Origin of the sequence: Streptomyces sp. BV286, from assembly GCF_019090165.1 — a bacterium.
Classification (GTDB): domain Bacteria; phylum Actinomycetota; class Actinomycetes; order Streptomycetales; family Streptomycetaceae; genus Streptomyces.
In genome coordinates this window covers 1-15,247 of record NZ_JAHRIB010000206.1, presented here as the reverse complement: position 1 = coordinate 15,247, position 15,247 = coordinate 1, and the positions used below count along the sequence as shown (strand labels likewise).

The 15,247-nt window shown below is 69.3% G+C and carries 14 protein-coding genes and 3 pseudogenes; 8 read left to right on the top strand and 9 right to left on the bottom strand.

Annotated elements, in window-relative coordinates:
- The first annotated feature begins 492 nt into the window (after positions 1–492).
- The 5 genes and pseudogenes from KUF83_RS38415 (at position 493) to KUF83_RS42360 (ending at position 3,737) form a co-directional block, all read left to right on the top strand.
- Positions 493–804, top strand: coding sequence for a helix-turn-helix transcriptional regulator (locus KUF83_RS38415; RefSeq protein ID WP_254644996.1), 312 nt, complete (start codon positions 493–495; stop codon positions 802–804).
- Positions 801–2,396, top strand: a complete 1,596-nt coding sequence (locus KUF83_RS38410) for a DNA-binding transcriptional regulator (RefSeq protein ID WP_217459711.1) — start codon at positions 801–803, stop codon at positions 2,394–2,396. Before KUF83_RS38415 ends, KUF83_RS38410 begins: the two co-directional genes overlap by 4 nt.
- Before the next feature lie 20 nt (positions 2,397–2,416).
- Positions 2,417–2,932 (top strand): annotated as a pseudogene (locus KUF83_RS38405) (RHS repeat protein); the annotation flags it as partial.
- A gap of 83 nt (positions 2,933–3,015) precedes the next feature.
- Positions 3,016–3,237: a hypothetical protein gene (locus KUF83_RS38400; RefSeq protein ID WP_217459709.1), complete on the top strand. Its 222-nt coding sequence runs from the start codon at positions 3,016–3,018 to the stop codon at positions 3,235–3,237.
- 416 nt (positions 3,238–3,653) lie between these two features.
- A complete protein-coding gene (locus KUF83_RS42360) occupies positions 3,654–3,737 on the top strand; it encodes an excalibur calcium-binding domain-containing protein (RefSeq protein ID WP_308403340.1) in 84 nt (27 codons plus the stop codon).
- Between the two features lie 785 nt (positions 3,738–4,522).
- Here the strand turns inward: KUF83_RS42360 and KUF83_RS38390 are convergent.
- From KUF83_RS38390 to KUF83_RS38380, 3 genes are all read right to left on the bottom strand, one after another.
- Positions 4,523–4,855, bottom strand: coding sequence for a hypothetical protein (locus tag KUF83_RS38390; protein WP_254644995.1), 333 nt, complete (start codon positions 4,853–4,855; stop codon positions 4,523–4,525).
- A 279-nt stretch (positions 4,856–5,134) separates the two neighbouring features.
- On the bottom strand, positions 5,135–5,437 hold the full coding sequence (locus KUF83_RS38385) for a Pycsar system effector family protein (RefSeq protein WP_302828600.1): 303 nt from the start codon (positions 5,435–5,437) through the stop codon (positions 5,135–5,137).
- Positions 5,438–5,544: 107 nt separating this feature from the next.
- A complete protein-coding gene (locus KUF83_RS38380) occupies positions 5,545–6,444 on the bottom strand; it encodes a GNAT family N-acetyltransferase (RefSeq protein ID WP_217459706.1) in 900 nt (299 codons plus the stop codon).
- Between the two features lie 394 nt (positions 6,445–6,838).
- Between KUF83_RS38380 and KUF83_RS38375 the strand changes: the two genes are divergently transcribed.
- Positions 6,839–7,123 carry a hypothetical protein gene (locus KUF83_RS38375; RefSeq protein ID WP_217459705.1) on the top strand — a complete coding sequence of 95 codons (285 nt, stop codon included), beginning with the start codon at positions 6,839–6,841 and terminating at the stop codon, positions 7,121–7,123.
- A 251-nt stretch (positions 7,124–7,374) separates the two neighbouring features.
- Here the strand turns inward: KUF83_RS38375 and KUF83_RS38370 are convergent.
- Positions 7,375–8,289: pseudogene (locus KUF83_RS38370) on the bottom strand (ISAs1 family transposase); the annotation flags it as partial.
- Between the two features lie 156 nt (positions 8,290–8,445).
- A complete protein-coding gene (locus tag KUF83_RS38365; protein ID WP_217459769.1) occupies positions 8,446–9,642 on the bottom strand; it encodes an IS110 family transposase in 1,197 nt (398 codons plus the stop codon).
- Between the two features lie 562 nt (positions 9,643–10,204).
- On the opposite strand from KUF83_RS38365, the pseudogene KUF83_RS42355 reads away from it, so the two are divergent.
- Positions 10,205–10,357 (top strand): annotated as a pseudogene (locus tag KUF83_RS42355) (IS701 family transposase); the annotation flags it as partial.
- Between the two features lie 147 nt (positions 10,358–10,504).
- The gene (locus KUF83_RS38360) at positions 10,505–11,308 is read left to right on the top strand and encodes an MBL fold metallo-hydrolase (protein WP_217459768.1); all 804 of its coding nucleotides are present in this window, start codon (positions 10,505–10,507) and stop codon (positions 11,306–11,308) included.
- Here the strand turns inward: KUF83_RS38360 and KUF83_RS38355 are convergent.
- The 4 genes from KUF83_RS38355 to KUF83_RS38340 all read right to left on the bottom strand — a co-directional run bounded on the left by KUF83_RS38355 (position 11,298) and on the right by KUF83_RS38340 (position 14,136).
- Complete coding sequence (locus KUF83_RS38355) at positions 11,298–11,504, bottom strand: hypothetical protein (protein WP_374106243.1); 207 nt, start codon at positions 11,502–11,504, stop codon at positions 11,298–11,300. The two genes, KUF83_RS38360 and KUF83_RS38355, sit on opposite strands and share 11 nt — an antisense overlap.
- A gap of 90 nt (positions 11,505–11,594) precedes the next feature.
- Positions 11,595–12,074, bottom strand: a complete 480-nt coding sequence (locus KUF83_RS38350; RefSeq protein WP_217459703.1) for a MarR family winged helix-turn-helix transcriptional regulator — start codon at positions 12,072–12,074, stop codon at positions 11,595–11,597.
- 11 nt (positions 12,075–12,085) lie between these two features.
- Positions 12,086–13,147, bottom strand: coding sequence for an alkene reductase (locus KUF83_RS38345; RefSeq protein ID WP_217459701.1), 1,062 nt, complete (start codon positions 13,145–13,147; stop codon positions 12,086–12,088).
- 83 nt (positions 13,148–13,230) lie between these two features.
- Positions 13,231–14,136 (bottom strand): NADP-dependent oxidoreductase, encoded by a 906-nt coding sequence (locus KUF83_RS38340; protein ID WP_217459700.1) that lies wholly within the window; start codon positions 14,134–14,136, stop codon positions 13,231–13,233.
- Between the last annotated feature and the right edge of the window lie 1,111 nt (positions 14,137–15,247).

Genomic DNA, 15,247 nt, shown 5'->3' with positions numbered 1-15,247 from the left:
TTGTTCTCAAGGGTGTCGCTTTTGTGTTTCCGTGTCACCCCGCGAACATTGGCGTCAAAGCGCGCCCTCCCGGTGGACTGGGCGCCACCGGGACAGGGTCGGCGCGTGACCGCTTCCTGCACCAGGTCGACCCAGTCGCTGTGCCGGTCGTAGTCGATCGGGAGGCCCTTTTGCCAGTCGACGAAGACCGGGCCCTTGGGGTGTAGAGGTCACGCATCTCCAGGTGCACGGCGGAGTGCTTGGACTGCGCGATCAGTTCGGCGAAGGCCGGGAAGTTGCTCGACATGCGAATCCGAGAACAGATCAGGCCCCGGTTGAGTCGTCGAACGACTGTGTGGAGCCGATTCCAGGCCTTGCCCCCAGTTGAACGCTCCGGCCTCGAACCGGGCTCGAGGACCACTCCGGCAGCAACCGCACGGCCCGCACACCCACCGCACCAGAAGTATGCGTCTTACACATTCACCATGCGCCAAGCGTGACAGAATGCCCGTCATGAGTATGGCTCTTGAAGGGCTGGTGCGGTCAGCTGTCGCCGCCCTCCTGCACGCGAGTGGCGAGTCGCAGACCGACCTCGCCGCCGCATTGGGGGTGAGCCAGGCACAGGTGAGTCGGCGTCAGTCCGGGACCGCCGCATGGAGCCTGGCCGACTGTGACGCGGTCGCCGCGCACTACGGCATCTCCGTGCACGATCTGGTGGCCGGCCCGACCCGGGCCGCCGAAGCCCTCCCCGCCCCACGCCGCCGCGTGCCCGGCCGCCCGGCCACCGGTGGCCGCTCCGCGGGCGCGGACGGGGGAGCGCGATGACCGACTTCGGCGCGATCGACGCCCTGCTCGCCGCAGCCAGGCAGGAAGTCCCGCTGCCGCCCGCCGCCGAGCGGCGCTCCCTGCGTGAAGGGCTGCATCTGTCGCGGGCCCAGCTCGCGCAGGCTCTGGGGGTGGGCCCGTCCACCATCGGGGGCTGGGAGACAGGGCGGGACCCCGGCGGTGAAGTACGGGAGAAATACGCCTACTTCCTTGAGGGAGCCCGCACGAAACTCGCCGCCGAGGCCGAGGCCGCCGACGCGACCGCCGGCAGTGAGCTCGGAGGCGGCGAGCCAGGGGACGGCGAGCCGGCGGAAGCCGGACAGAGCGCCGCTCCCCACGCCGCCGACGGTGAGGACGACGTCCTGGCCGACCCGCAGCCGTGCGTGCTGTGCGGACAGCCCGCCCGGCACCAGGTGGAGGGATTCCCGCAGCACCTGGACCTGGCCGAGTGCGGCACGGCCGGCCCCGCGCAGCCACCGCAGCCCGTACCACCGGCCGGACCACAGCAGCCGCCGCCCGCCGAGCAGCCGCCGTCCGTCGGGAAGCCGCTGCCTGCCGTGCAGCCGGGCAGGGTGCCTGGCGTGAAGGTGATGCCGGTGGGCCGCCGGGCGCAGACGGCCTCCGAGACCCCGGATCTGATCGGCGCGGCAGTCACGGCCGCACTCGCCGGCCACACCGGTGACGTCGAAGCAGCGACCGCCGCGTTGGTGAAGCGGGCGATCCCGGACGCGATGGCACTGCTGGACCACACCCGCAGGGGCGGCCGCTACGACGTCGTCGCCCACCCGTGGCTGCCCGACATCCTGCGCAAGCAAAGTGCCCGCGGCGCTGACCACGTCTGGGAGGCCCGCCCGAAATGGACGCGCCCCCACCTGCCCACGGGCCGGCACGAGGTGACCGCCCTCGACATCAACGGCGCCTACCTGTCCGCCCTCAAGACCCACCTGCCGCTCGGCCAGCTCGAACACACCACCGGCAACCATCACGACCGGCGCCGCGCCGGCCTACACCTGATCACCCCGCCCGTGTGGGAGCACGAGGCGGTGCTGCCGAACCCGGTCGGCAACCGCGACGAGCCGGGCCCCCTGTGGGTCACCGAACCCACCCTGCGCCTGCTGCTGCGCCTGTCCGGCCCGAAGTACGGGCTGTGCGACCCGCCTGAGATCCACGAGTCGTGGACGTCGGGTGCCACGGAGGGCCTGCTGGAGAAGTTCCGCATCGCGTTGAAGGACGCCCGGGACCGGGCGATCGCCGAGGGCGACGAGGTGACACTGGAGTACGTGAAGGCGATGTACTCCAAGTTCGTCTCCACGCTGGGGGAGTCGAACTACAACCGGGAGCTCTACCGCACCGACTGGATGCACCTGATCCGCTCCCAGGCCTTCGCGAACCTGTGGTGGAAGGCCCACCGCGCCTACGACGACGGCCTGATGGTGGTCCGTGCGATGGGCACCGACGAACTCCACGTCACCGGCGACTGGCGCGCGGTGTTCTCCGAAGGCCGCGGCGTCACCGAAGTGAAGGTCAAGGACGTCTACACCGTCGGCACCGGTCCCAGCACCTGCGCGGAGCCCTCCGAGGGCACCTCCTAGCGCCGGCTGGCTGCCCCGGCGAGACCCGCTCCGGCCGGTCGGTCGACCTGCTGAAGACCGACGCCTCGCAGTGGCAGGCCAAGGACCACACCGGCCGCACCGCCGTCTTCGACCTCGACCCGTCCGGCAACCTGGCCAAGACCACCGACACCGAGGGCAAGCCCACCGCCTTCGGCCACGACTCCTCCGGCCGGATCAACAAGATCACCACCGCCGAAGGGCGCGTCACCGCCTTCACCTACGACGACGCCAACCGCGTCACCTCCATGCTGCGCGCCACCGAGTTCAACGGCTCCGTCCACACCGGCCCCACCTGGACCTACCACTACGACACCACCGCGCCTTCCGCCGCGGGCACGACGAAGGCAACCGACCCCGAGTCCCACAGCACCTCGTACAAGCACAACGCCGACGGCGGGGTGTCCGAGGTGACGGACGCGCTGACCCACAAGCGGTCCACGAAGTTCGACGCGAACCACAACATCGACACCGCCACCGACGCCATGGGCTCGGGCACCACGCCGGGCAACGAGACCGACTGTGAATCGGCCGCAATGCCTCTTCCACTCCTGCAAAGCCCGCTACCGTCAGGACGTCGGACTTGATGGAGGGGGACTTCATGCCACACGGATGCGGCCACGGCCCGGACAACGGCAGCGCAGACTGCGGCCACGACGGCGACAGCGGCTGGGGCTGGTCCGGCGGAGAAGCCACCCGCGACAGCACCCACCGCATCACCATCCGCCCCAAGCACCCAGACAGCGACTTCTACTTCATGCTCGTCGTCGCAGTCGGCGTGCTCGGCTTCCTCGCCTGGATTCTGTCCCCCATCTACATGTAGGGGCGCCGGTAAGAACCGTGGCACCAGTGACCATGGCCGTTCTCAGCGCCAACCGCCCGATGTTCCCAGCGACCCCGCAGAATGTCCGGCGTCCCTTCGCCAGCTCCGCGCGATCGCCTCGTCCGTGAGCCGGTCAAACCGGCCAGGGTCAGCGAGCTGGGCCGCCGCGATCGCAAACACAGGCCCGAACACCCGGGCCACTTCCCAATCTCCCGCGCCCCACAAGACCGCCCCACCCCTGGCCGCCCCCGTCCGACGGACGCGCGTGCGCGCTGCGGGGATCGGTCCGCGATCCCGGGTAGGACGGTAGCCGTGAACTGGATTGACAGAACGAAAGCCCAGAACCGGACCCTGTCTCCGGGGCGTCCAGTTCTCCGGTGAGGGCACGGTGCAGGCAGCTGATGCTGTAAGCACCGGTGTACCGCGGAGACCGCGGCTATGGGCCGCACCCGGACCGCGACGGTGACGGAGTCGGCTGCGAACCGTACTTCGGGCGGTGAAGGCCGACCGCTCCCTACCCACCGTGCCTGAGAGAAGCGCACCTCGAGCTGCCCATGCGTAGGGGGGTGCGCCTCTTGTCTTTGATCATTGATCCCTGCTCTGACCTGCGGTCGGGCATGCTGGATGATGCGTCCGTCTTGTGACGGGGACGGGAGCATCCCCGGGGCGCCCGGCCCGCCTCCTAGCCGATGCTGCGGCCGCCCCGGGGCCCCTTAAACGGTCATCGCCTCGCCGGGCCGCTGAGGCCGATGCGGCGCTGAAGATTCCGCGGGTGGCCCACCAGCCGCTGGCTGACAGGCCTCACGTAAGAGACACAACTCCTGTGCAACCGGGCCGCTATCTCGCGCGTATGAACCAGTGACCGCTCAAGCGGCACCGAATTTCCGGCAAACGCAGGAGGACATGCAATGCGCAAAGCCCTGCTCGGCTTGTTCGTAGCACTCGCGGCAGTACTCGCAGCAGCACCGCTCACCAGCGCCGACCACACCGAAACCGTCGCCTGCTGCGGCCATAACCCGAAGTAGCGGGATCCCACACTCCTGTGCAACCAGACCGCCACTGCGCGCACAGGATTCCGTCAAACACCGGAGGACAAGCAATGCGCAAAGCCGTACTCGGCTTGTTCGTAGCACTCGCAGCGGTACTCGCGGTAGTACCGCTTGCCAGCGCCGACCACACCGAAACAGTCGCCTGCTGCGGCCACGTACCGAAGTAGTGGACCGCTAGATCGATTGCGTCGGGGCCCGTCAGCTCGTCTCGCTGGCGGGCCCTTCCGTCGAGGTGGTCAGCGGCGGCCGTTCAGCAGAGGAGCCGGCTGGACGCTTCGGCAGTCCGGCGCTTCATCGTCGTGCACGGAGCGGCCGTGAGTGGGCCGGAGCTCCGCGAGGACCTCCATGAGGTCTTCTTCCGTGTCGAGGACGATGTCGGTGTAGCCGTGGCCGCAGGTGCACGGCAGGACCAGCGTCAGCACGTCGCTCGCGCCGTCGGCCTCCGTGGTGCGCAGCGTGTGGTGCAGCCACAGGCCGCCGTCCAGCCACGCCGCCGCGCTCGGCTCGAACGAATCGGCGCTGGTGTCCCGGAGGGCCGGGTGGCCCTGCCAGTCCAGCGCGTTGACCACCGCGGCGAGGGTGTCCGTGTAGGAGCCGTGTAGACATGGTGGGCCGCGGTGGTGACGGCGTCCTCGCACTGCTTGTCTGCGTCGGGTGCGCCGATGGCCTGCGCCATGTCGAGCAGGTGCGCCAGCGGGGGAGTCCGCCGCGTAACGGCGTGCGGGCGAAGTCAGGGTGTTGGGCATGTGGAGCTCCCTCCGGGTGTGCGGGGCCGGGCTGTCCGGTCCTGCGTCCCGTCCCGCACCGGCCGCCGGAGTGGGCGGGGTGCGGGGCGGGACGCAGGACCGTCAGGCCAGGGCGCCGATCGCGGCCAGAAGTAGCAGAACCAGGGCCGCCAGGATCAGATCCACCGCACGCCGGAGGTAGCGGTACTTGCCGAGGGCGATCTGGGACAGGACCCGGATACGGGCGGCACGGGTGTCGCCGTGCATGCACGCGCGGATCTCGGCTTCGGTCAGGCGTGCCCAGTACGGGAACGAGGCCCGGTCACTGCCGCCGATACGGGGCCGGACGACCAGGAGCAGCAGCACGGAAGCGGCGGCCAGGGCGAGGACGCCGGCTGCGCCGAAGGCCTGCGTGACGGCGGGCAGTTGGCGGTCGGTGAGCGAGGTGAGCCCGGCGAGGACTGCGCCGTTGGAGGCGAGCAGCAGGCTGGACCTGCCCTCTGACCGGACCCCTCAGCGCGTGCTACTCCTCGCTAGGCCGCTTGGCCCGCCGGGTGGAAGTTGATGCGTTCACTGATGACAGGGAAGCCGGCCCTGGTGAAGTTCGCGGCCATGGGGAAGTTGCCGCGGTCCGTGGCTCCGCTGACGAACTCCGCGCCCTGCTCGACGAGGAGGTGGGTGCACTCCGCGAGGAGGTCGTAGGCGTAGCCGCGACCGCGCTGTTCCGGGACGACTCCGATGAAGCCGATGGTCGGGCCGGAGGGGTTGTGGGCGGGGATGTGGATGCCGGCCAGGTCGCCCTCCGGCGTGTGCGCGATCTGCCACCACTCCCGTGGGGAGGGGCACCAGTGGAAGAAGTCGAGTTCCTCCTGGGCGGCCTGGTCGAGGCCGCCCTCCTCGACGGCCCTGAGCGCGTGGGCGTCCAGGGTGACGGAGTGGATGCGGCGCAACGCGTCGAAGAACACGGTGTCGTCGGGTTCGGCGCTGAAGCGCAGGCGTCCGGGCCGCTCGGGCAGACCTCGCTCCGGGGTCCAGCGGTACAGGAAGCGTTCCACGAGGAGTTCGTACCCTGCGGCTCGTGCGGCGGCGAAGCGCGCCTCGGCGGCGGCGCGCAGGTCGGTCTTTTCCCGCCAGCCGCCGGGCAGGTTGATCTCGAGTTCGACCTGCCAGGGAGCGGAGCGCAGGAGCTCGGCCCCGGCCTCCTCCTCACCCTCGGCCACGTCGAACCAGTTGATGTTGACGGGTTCCGAGTCGTCGGGGCCGCCCCACCACGCGCCGCGTGCGACGACCTCGCCGTCGCGAAGGGCGACGCGCTTCCACTCGGGGCGGAACTGGGTACGCCGATGGCCTTCACGGGCGCCCAGGGGGTCGGGGAGTGCGTCGAAGAGATGGGCGTCGCTCGCGGAGAGCGCGCAGATGACCACATCGGTCATGAATTCCTCCGGGATACAGGCTGCTTGGAGCGCTCCCGGTCAGAACTCACAAACCACGCCGGGACAGCGGAAAGAGGGAGCGCTGGAAAGGTGTGAACCGCACGGCACTCGCCTCCTTCCATCCATCTCAGGGCGTGGAGCCACACACTAAGTGATCTACCGCGGGCCCGTCCACGGATTTCCTTACGCCCTGACCCGCGATTGATGTGGTCAAGCATTCCCGTGGCGGTTGAGTTCGAGCGCCGTGCCATGCACCGGATTCCCCTGACCATGCACGACCCCAGGGCCTCGGCGTAGTCGCGTGATGCCCGGGTTGTGTTCGTGAGGTCCCGGGAGGTGCGGGGCGCTGAACGTCGCAGGCCCCACGAACTCGCGTGCTGATAGCTTCTCGTCCGTGATCGTGTATCCGCTGTGGCATGTCGGCCACCAGAACGAAGCTGGCAACGACGGCTCGACAGTGCACGTCGAGGAGAGCGGTGTGTTCTGCGACGAGTCGGACGGCGACGACGTAAAGCTGCTCGGTATCTACTCAACCCTTGAACGGGTTGAAGAGCGTGTGCGTCAGGCTCGACTGCTACCGGGCTTCCGCGATGAACCTGAGTGCTTCTACTTCGACGCCTGCGAGCTCGATGAGGACGATTGGACCGAGGGCTTCGTTCGAGTTCCGCCAGGCGAGTAGGCCGGTGGGCAGAGTCCCCGGTGGGATGCCGTGCCGTGGTCACGTAAGCCCCAGGGGGCTTCGGCGCAGTTGCATGACATTCGGTTCGTGATCACCCGAGGCCGAGGAGTGCGAGGGGGGCGGCGAGGGTCGCGGGCGTAGCGGCGGAGGCCGGCCGCGATGTTCTTCACTCCGGCCGTGCGTAGGGCTCCGATGGCGAGGTTGCGCCAGGTGGCCATCGCGCGGGGTGCGTTGCCGGTCCGCAGCTGGGAGGCGTCCTCGGCGAAGGTGGTGTCGCGGACGTGGTGCAGGGCCTCGATCTTCCAGTGGTCGCGGACGAGTTGGGCGGGCTGGGACGGGCTGGTCTGCTCGGCGGTCAGGCTGGTGACGGCGTAGACGGTCTTGACGGTGGTCTTGCCGGTCTTGCGGTCGGTGCGCCGGCGCTTGATCTGGGCGGCCTGTCGGGCTCCGGGGAAGAGGAGGCTGTTGACAGTGGCGGCCTTGATCCGGCGGATTTCCGAGCGGTCGTGGCCGACGCCCTTGGTGCGTCCTTGAAGCGGGATGACCTTCCAGGGAAGGGACTTGAGCTGTCGGCGCAGCTTCTTGTGGTTGCCTTTGACTATCACGATGTAGTGGGCGCCCCGGCCGAGGAGGTAGTCAGCGTGTTCGCGCTGGGTGTGCATGGCGTCGCTGGTGACGACGGTTCCTGCCAGGTCGGCGACGGTGTCCAGCAGCGGGTTGAAGCAGGTGATCTCGTTCGTCTTCTCGCCGACGTCCATCTGGGCCAGGACCAGGCCGGTGGTGTGCTCCAGTGCGGCAAGCAGGTGGACCTTGCGGCCGTTCGCTTTTGCCGCGCCACGCAGGCTTTTGCCGTCCACCGCGAGGCCGCGCAGCCCGGTCGCCTTCGGGCGGCGGTGGGCGAGCCAGCGTCCGACCGCCCGGTCCAGCGCGTCGCCATCGAGGCGGGCCAGTAGCCGCCGGATCGTCGTTTCCGCAGGCAGGAACCGCTTCGGGAATAGTGGATCGAGGCGTATGCCGAGGCGTTGAAGGATGTGCGGCGGGGCATCGGCGATCCACTCGCTGACTGCCAGCACAGAAGTCGCCCCCGCCAGAACTGCGCACGCGGTCAGCGCGAGCACGGCAACCAGAGCGTGCCGTACGCCGCGTGGGTCTCGTGGGTCGGGCACCTCGGCCAGCCGCTCCAGCAGGCGCGGCACCTCGGCCAATACGACCTCGGGATGCTCGCGTAGCTGGTCAAGGGCAGGCGGGATCAGGGATGATGCGTCGGCAGGCACGGTCTTCCACTCGGATCACGGGGCGTAGAGAACTTCCCAATGACGTTGTCAAGCCGTTGCCGTGACTGGTGGTGTGGCTTGGTAGCACGCTCCGTCGCGGATCATGGCCCACAGGACGTTGGCCCGGCGGCGGGCGAGTGCCAGCAGCGCCTGTTTGTGCCCCTTGCCCTCGGTCCGCTTGCGCTCATAGAACTGTTTCGAGGCGGGACAGTTCCGCAGGCTGGCGAAGGCCGAGAGGAAGAAGGCGCGGAGCAGGCCGCGGTGGTAGCGGCGTGGGCGGCGGAGGTTGCCGCTGACGCGTCCGGAGTCGCGGGGGACGGGTGCGAGGCCGGCGTAGCCGGCCAGGCGGTCGGCTGTGCCGAAGGTGTCCATGTCGCCGCCGGTCGCCGCGAGGAACTCCGCGCTCAGCATGGTGCCCATGCCAGGCAGGCTCTGAATCACCTCGGCGTGCGGGTGCTCGCGAAACCGGGTCTCGATCAGGGCTTCGAGCTCGGTGATCTCCTCATCGAGGGCCATCACCCCCTTTGCCAGGCGGGCCACCATGGTGGCCGCGAGTTTCTCGCCGGGCAGTGCGGTGAACTGGGCCTCGGCGGCCTCCACAACGGTCCGGGCCAGGGCCGCGCTGTTGCGGACCTTGCGGTTCTTCAGCCACGTCGCGATCCGGGAGGCGCCGGCGCGACGGATCGCGGCCGGGGTCTGATAGCCGGTCAGCAACAGGACCGGCCCCTTCTTCGTCAGGTCCAGCGAGCGTTCCAACGCAGGGAAGATTTCCAGGAGTTGGGCGCGCAGGCGGTTGATCTGCCGGGTCCGGTCGCAGACCAGATCGGTGCGGCGGGTGACCAGCGTGCGCAGGTCGACCGATATCTCGTCGCCGGGCCGCAGCACGCCGAGGTCGGTGCGCATGTGGGCCTGGTCGGCGATGACGAACGCGTCCTTCGCGTCGGTCTTGGCCTGGCTCCGGTAGCCGGCCGAGGCGCGGTGGACGGCCAGGCCTGTGATGTAGGTGACATGTTGGTCGTGACTGACCAGCAGACCGAGCAGGAGCGCGGCCCCGCCGTGGTTGATGTCCACCGCCCACAGCACATCCCGCGACAGCTCCAGTACGTCAGCGATGAGCTGGAGCAGCTCAGCCTCGTCGTTCAGGATCCGACGCGACAGCAGCCGCTTGCCCTGGGCGTCGATCACCACGCAGTGGTGATGTTCCTTGCCGATGTCCACTCCGGCCCAGATCTCGGGCACGGCCACCTCCGTCAGCTCGTCGTACATGAACCCAGCAGACGACCTCGCCGACGTTGTCCTACAAAGCGATCGCGTCGCGTCTCCCAATTAGCGGTCGAGTCGTCGCGGGGTTCCGGGCGGCCAAGTTCTCTGAGCCATCCAGCGGCGACTCCATGACAGCCATATCCGGAACCCCTGGGCCCCGCCGATCTTACGAATGACCAGCTCAGACCCACATCAAGAAAGGTAGGACTCCATGATCTTGGAAGCCGCGTGCCTGTCACGTTCCGGTGGCACCGTCGAGCTGACAGATCCTCACGAACCAGGCGTCACGCGACTACGCCGAAGCCTTGTGCACGACCCAGCGGGACTTCGCCAGCGTTCACCGGCCCAGCAGATCCATGGACCTCCGGCCGAGCCAGTCCGCGAACGACACAACTCGGCCGTCCAGGTTCGGTGGCAGGACCTGGACGCAGGCGGCCCGGGCGTCGAACCACATCGAGCCCCGGTGCGGGCCAGTGACAATGAGGCCACCGGTGGTCATCGGTGTGTGAAGGCAGAAGATCAGTCGGTGGCCGCAGGCCACAGCCTGGATCCTGCCCGCTGGCAGGAAGCGTTCGAGGTCCTGATGGGCCGTATTGCGGGACGGTTCGCACGGGTGGAACCACGGCGCCGGGCAGGGGCGTTCGTGCTCGGGTTGGTGTCGGACCTGCCGCGCAGGAACTGCTGGACGCTTGCCGAGCATCCCCCGGCAACACGATTGAGGGGCCGCTTTGCGATCATCGGAAGGGTGCGGGCTTCCTACGCTGCAACTTCCGCTCCCGACCTGGAGCGAACTCCGGGCGGCTTGCCTGGTCGTGGGCCGCCCGCCGGTGGCACCATCTGGGAGATGCCCCCTTCGATCAAAGTCGGCCCGTACACCGTCATCGCACTCGCCGACGGCGCGGGCCCTTTCTTCTCCCCCAGGCCGGAGGCGTTTCCCGATGCCACCGCCGAGCAGTGGGCGGCGGCCGACCAGTTCGATCCCGGCGCACTCGACGCAGACGGGCGCTGGCGGCTCCAGTTCCGCGCGTTCGCGATCCGCAGCGACCAGGGTGTGACGCTGGTCGACGCGGGGATCGGCCCGGCTGACAGCCCGGCAGCCTCGTGGGCGCCCGTGCCCGGGGCTCTCCCGGCTTCGCTGGCCGCCGCAGGTATCGAGCCGTCCGACGTGGACACCGTGGTGCTCACACACCTCCACACCGACCACGTGGGCTGGGCCGTCGTCGGCGGCGAGCACGCGCGGCCGTTCTTCCCGAACGCCGAATACCTGTTGCAGCAGGCCGAACTCGACGTGATCGAGGAGGTCAACCCGCAGTTGCGTTCCACGGTGATCGCCCCGCTCCAAAAGACCGATCAGCTACGTCTGCTCGACGGCGACACCTCCCTGCGCAGAGGCGAGCGCGCGGTCGCCACGCCCGGTCACACTCCCGGGCACCAGAGCGTGCTCGTCACGTCCGGGCACGAGCTGGTCGCCGTCACCGGTGACCTGCTCGTGCACGCGATCCAGTTGCTCCACCCCGAACTCGCCTACTCCCACGAGATGGACCCCGAGCAGGCAAGGACCGCAAGACAGCAGGTGCTCCACAGCCGGCCCGCCGGTACCCTCCACCTCGCGACCCCGCACCTGACAGAGCCGTTCATCACCCGCTGACCGCAGCACGTCGAATCTTGGGCAGGCGGGCGGCGACGAGCAGGCAGGAGTCGGTGACGAGTTCCCTGGTGAGCTCCTTGCCGACGTCCCGCCCTCCGGCGTGATCCAGTGCTTCTTGTTCGTGTGGTGGTCGGGTGATGTGGCTGTTGTGTTCCCGGAGAGCGTGGGCCTTGCCCGGGTCTGCTTTGAGGCTCACGACGGGGCGTCCGGGGACCCCGGTCCGCGTGCCCCTTTCCGCCTGCGGTGCGGCGTACGCGGCCTGGGGGTGCACACCGGCACCGGCAAGTCACCCGGACTCTTCTTCCGGCAGCGCGCGGCCGCTGATCGCCTCGGTGATGGCGTACGCGGTCGTGACGAAGGACTCGGCCTGCTGGTCCGACAGATTCCGCGCGGAGGTCTCCTCCAGGGCCTGCCACAGGGCCGCGATGGGCTCGCGCATGGCACGCCCCTTGTCGGTGAGGTGGACCACCATGACGCGCCGGTCATGTGCGGCGGGCTCGCGGACGACCAGGCCGGCGTCCTGCATGCGGCGCAGCGCCTTGGAGATGGTGGAGTGGTCCACGCCCAGGCATTCGAGCAGCTCGGACTGGGACTGGCCGTCCCGGTCGAGAAGGTGCATCAGCAGCAGTTCCTGTCCGGGATGCAGGTCCATCTCCCGCAGCAGGGTGGCGGCGTAGGCGCGGTGGGTGCGGGCGAGCTGGAAGATCGCGTAGCTCATCGGTCCGCCGCCGGCGGTCGTGGGGATGCGGGGTTCGGGCGTGGGCATGGTCCGGTTCCTCAGCGTGTGTGGGTGGGGTAGTCGGTGTAGCCGGCCGCTCCGCCGCCGTAGAAGGTGGCCGGGTCGGGGGTGTTGAGGGGTGCGCCGGCGCGGAGCCGCTCGACCAGGTCGGGGTTGGCGAGCGCGAGGGCGCCGACGGAGACGAGGTCGGCCGTGCCGTTGGTGATGTCCTGGGCGCGGGCGGGCAGGTCGGTGCCGCCCCGGTTGAGGATCAGCGTGGCCGGCCACTGCGCGCGCAGGGCGTCGAGGAGGGCCTCGTCGCCGGCGTGCATCACGTGGAGGTAGGCCAGGTCCAGGGGGCGCAGGGCCTCCAGGAGCGCCGGATACAGCTCGGCGGTGTCGGACTCGGCGATGTCGTTGTAGGGGTTCGCGGGGGAGATACGGATACCGGCGCGCTCGGCGCCGATCTCGTCGGCCACCGCGGCTGCGACCTCGACGGCGAAGCGGATACGGCCCTCGATCGAGCCGCCGTAGCCATCGGTGCGCCGGTTGGTGTTGTCGGACAGGAACTGGTGCACCAGGTAGCCGTTGGCGCCGTGGATCTCCACACCGTAGGCGCCTGCCGCGATGGCAGCCGCTGCGGCGCGCCGGAAGTCGTCGACGGTCGCCGCGACCTCCTGCGCCGACAGCGCACGGGGGATCGGCATCTCCTGGGGCCCCGACGCGGTGAACATCACGCCCGCTGGCCGGATCGCGGAGGGGGCGACCGGCTGGCGCCCGTGGGGGGTGTTGTCGGGGTGGGCGATGCGGCCGGTGTGCATCAGCTGGATGACGATCCGGCCGTCGGCCGCGTGCACGGCGTCGGTGACCTTGCGCCACCCGGCGATCTGCTCGTCGTTGTGGATGCCGGGGGTCAGGAGGTAGCCCTGGCCGTCGGCGGAGGGCTGGGTTCCCTCGGTGATGACGAGCGCGTGCGAGGCCCGCTGGGCGTAGTACTCGGCGTTCAGTTCGGTCGGTATGCCTTCTGGTGTGGAGCGGTCACGGGTCATGGGGGCCATGACCAGGCGGTGCGGCAAAGAGATGCTGCCAAGAGCGGTCGGCGTCCACAGGGAATCCAGCATGAGGGGTCCTTCGATAGGGCGGTGACCGGCTGGTCACCGTAAAGGGCAGGGGGTGGTCGTGGGGAGGAGGCGGGCGGGCGTGTTCAGCCGATGCTCAGGACGAGCTTGCCCCGCACGTGCCCGGCGTCGCTGACCTGCTGGGCCTTGGCCGCCTGGTCGAGCGGGTAGGCGGTGACGGTGGTGAGGAGCTTGCCGGTTGCGGCGTCCTGGGCCAGGGCGGCCAGGCGGGCGGCCGAGCGCTCCGGGGAACCCTGGGAGAAGGTGATGCCCAGCTGCCGTGCTCCGAAGTCGGCGATGGTGACGATGCGCCCGGTGCCGCCCCGCAGGGTGACGGAGTCCTCCAGGGCGCCCTTGCCGGCCAGGTCGAACACCGCGTCCACGCCGTCGGGGGCCAGCGCCCGCACCCGCTCGACCAGGCCCTCGCCGTACACGGTCGCGGTGGCGCCGAGCGAGGTGAGGTAGTCCTGGTTGGAGGGGCCCGCGGTGGCGATCACGCGTGCTCCGCGGGCCGCGGCGAGCTGCACCGCCACGGTGCCCACCGCTCCGGACGCGCCGTGCATCAGCACGGTCTCCCCGGCGGCGACCCCCAGCAGGTCCAGGACCCGCTCGGCCGTCTCCCCGGCCACCGGCAGCGCCGCCGCGTGCTGCCAGTCGAGGCCGGCGGGCTTGGGTGCCACGGTGGTGGCCAGCGCGTACTGGGCGTACGAGCCGGTGTCCGACCAGCCCAGCACCTCATCACCGACCTGCACATTCCGCACGCCCTCACCTAGGGCGTCCACCACGCCGGCGAGCTCACCACCGGGGACGGCGGGGAAGACCGTCGGGCGGACGGCCTCCAGCATCCCGGCGCGGATCTTGCCGTCCAGCGCGTTCAGCCCGGCGGCCTTCACCCGGACCCGGACCTGGCCGGGGCCGGGCTGCGGGACCTCGATGTCCGCCTCGTGCAGCACGTCCGTGCCACCGAAACGGTCGAAAACGATTGCTTTCATCATGACTCCATCCCTTCGGCCGCCAAAAGAGTGGCTGGCCACATAATTAAGGTAGCAGTAATCGTGTGGCTGGCCAAGTAATGCGGGACGCGGGGGTGCAGCCGGCCGCCCCGGCTCCCTGGAGAGGCGGCCCTTCGGGCCTGGTTCGCGATGACCCCTGCCTTTTCGCCTGCGTCCGGTCGTACCGGCCTGGTGTCTGTGTCCTGGTTGCGGTGGCCGGGGGGCCTGCTCCTGTGTTGCCTGTCCGGGGGTGGTAAACCCACTGTCGGATGCACGAAAATCTATGTTGGCCAGAGTAGACATTGGGTGGCTGTGTGGGTATGGTTTCTCTCGTAGCCGAGGTCGGGCAAGTCTGGCAGAGATGAACTGCCGGTCAGCAGTACGTAGTTCGCAGGACGGTGCGGTGGTGGAGTTCCGAAGCCAGAGCGGTTGCAGGACGGCGACGGGACTGACGGCCGGACCGGGCGGCCCGCAGTGATCAGGGGCCGCCATGAGCAGGACCGCAGGAGCAGTACCTGTCAGTGCAGTTCGCAGGATCCAGCAGTGCAGTAGGAGAGCAGCACCTCGGTGAAGGCGCCGGCTGCGGGCGCGCGCACCGGGAAGTTCGGCAGTGGGGTTCTAAGCCAGAGCAGACGCAGGACGGGCGACGGGGCTGGCTGCCGGAGCGCGGCGCTGTCACAGGCCGCCAGCAGTTCGCATCACCAGCAGTACCAGCATCACCGGCAGTAACAGCAGTACGCAGTGCCGGCAGTTCGCAGTGCCAGCAGTTCGCAGTCCCCGTTGGGAACGGTTGTTCAGGAGGGATGAACGGAGGAGCTTCGGCCATCAGGATCGCCCGGGCGGAGGATGTGAGCCCGGGTACCGCAGGACATCGATAGTGAGGTGGTCTCCGGTCCAGCAACCGCGATCCCCGCATGCCCGGCCGCATCACAGTCGGGTCTGCGGAAACAGAAGGCCGGCGCAGCACTGAGGCCGGCAGATGGTGAAGCAGTTCCTTCGGGGCCTTGGTGCCATACGGCACCAGGGCCCCTCAGCCTGTTGTACAGAGAGGTGAGATGACAGCAGACGATTCATTCGGCCGTCTCGATGACGACGACTACCCCGCCTACAC

Coding starts and splice junctions, on each gene's coding strand:
- KUF83_RS38415 (WP_254644996.1), top strand. CDS start 493: ATGAGTATGGCTCTTGAAGGGCTGGTGCGGTCAGCTGTCGCCGCCCTC.
- KUF83_RS38410 (WP_217459711.1), top strand. CDS start 801: ATGACCGACTTCGGCGCGATCGACGCCCTGCTCGCCGCAGCCAGGCAG.
- KUF83_RS38400 (WP_217459709.1), top strand. CDS start 3,016: ATGCCACACGGATGCGGCCACGGCCCGGACAACGGCAGCGCAGACTGC.
- KUF83_RS38380 (WP_217459706.1), bottom strand. CDS start 6,444: ATGACCGATGTGGTCATCTGCGCGCTCTCCGCGAGCGACGCCCATCTC.
- KUF83_RS38360 (WP_217459768.1), top strand. CDS start 10,505: ATGCCCCCTTCGATCAAAGTCGGCCCGTACACCGTCATCGCACTCGCC.
- KUF83_RS38350 (WP_217459703.1), bottom strand. CDS start 12,074: ATGCCCACGCCCGAACCCCGCATCCCCACGACCGCCGGCGGCGGACCG.
- KUF83_RS38345 (WP_217459701.1), bottom strand. CDS start 13,147: ATGCTGGATTCCCTGTGGACGCCGACCGCTCTTGGCAGCATCTCTTTG.
- KUF83_RS38340 (WP_217459700.1), bottom strand. CDS start 14,136: ATGAAAGCAATCGTTTTCGACCGTTTCGGTGGCACGGACGTGCTGCAC.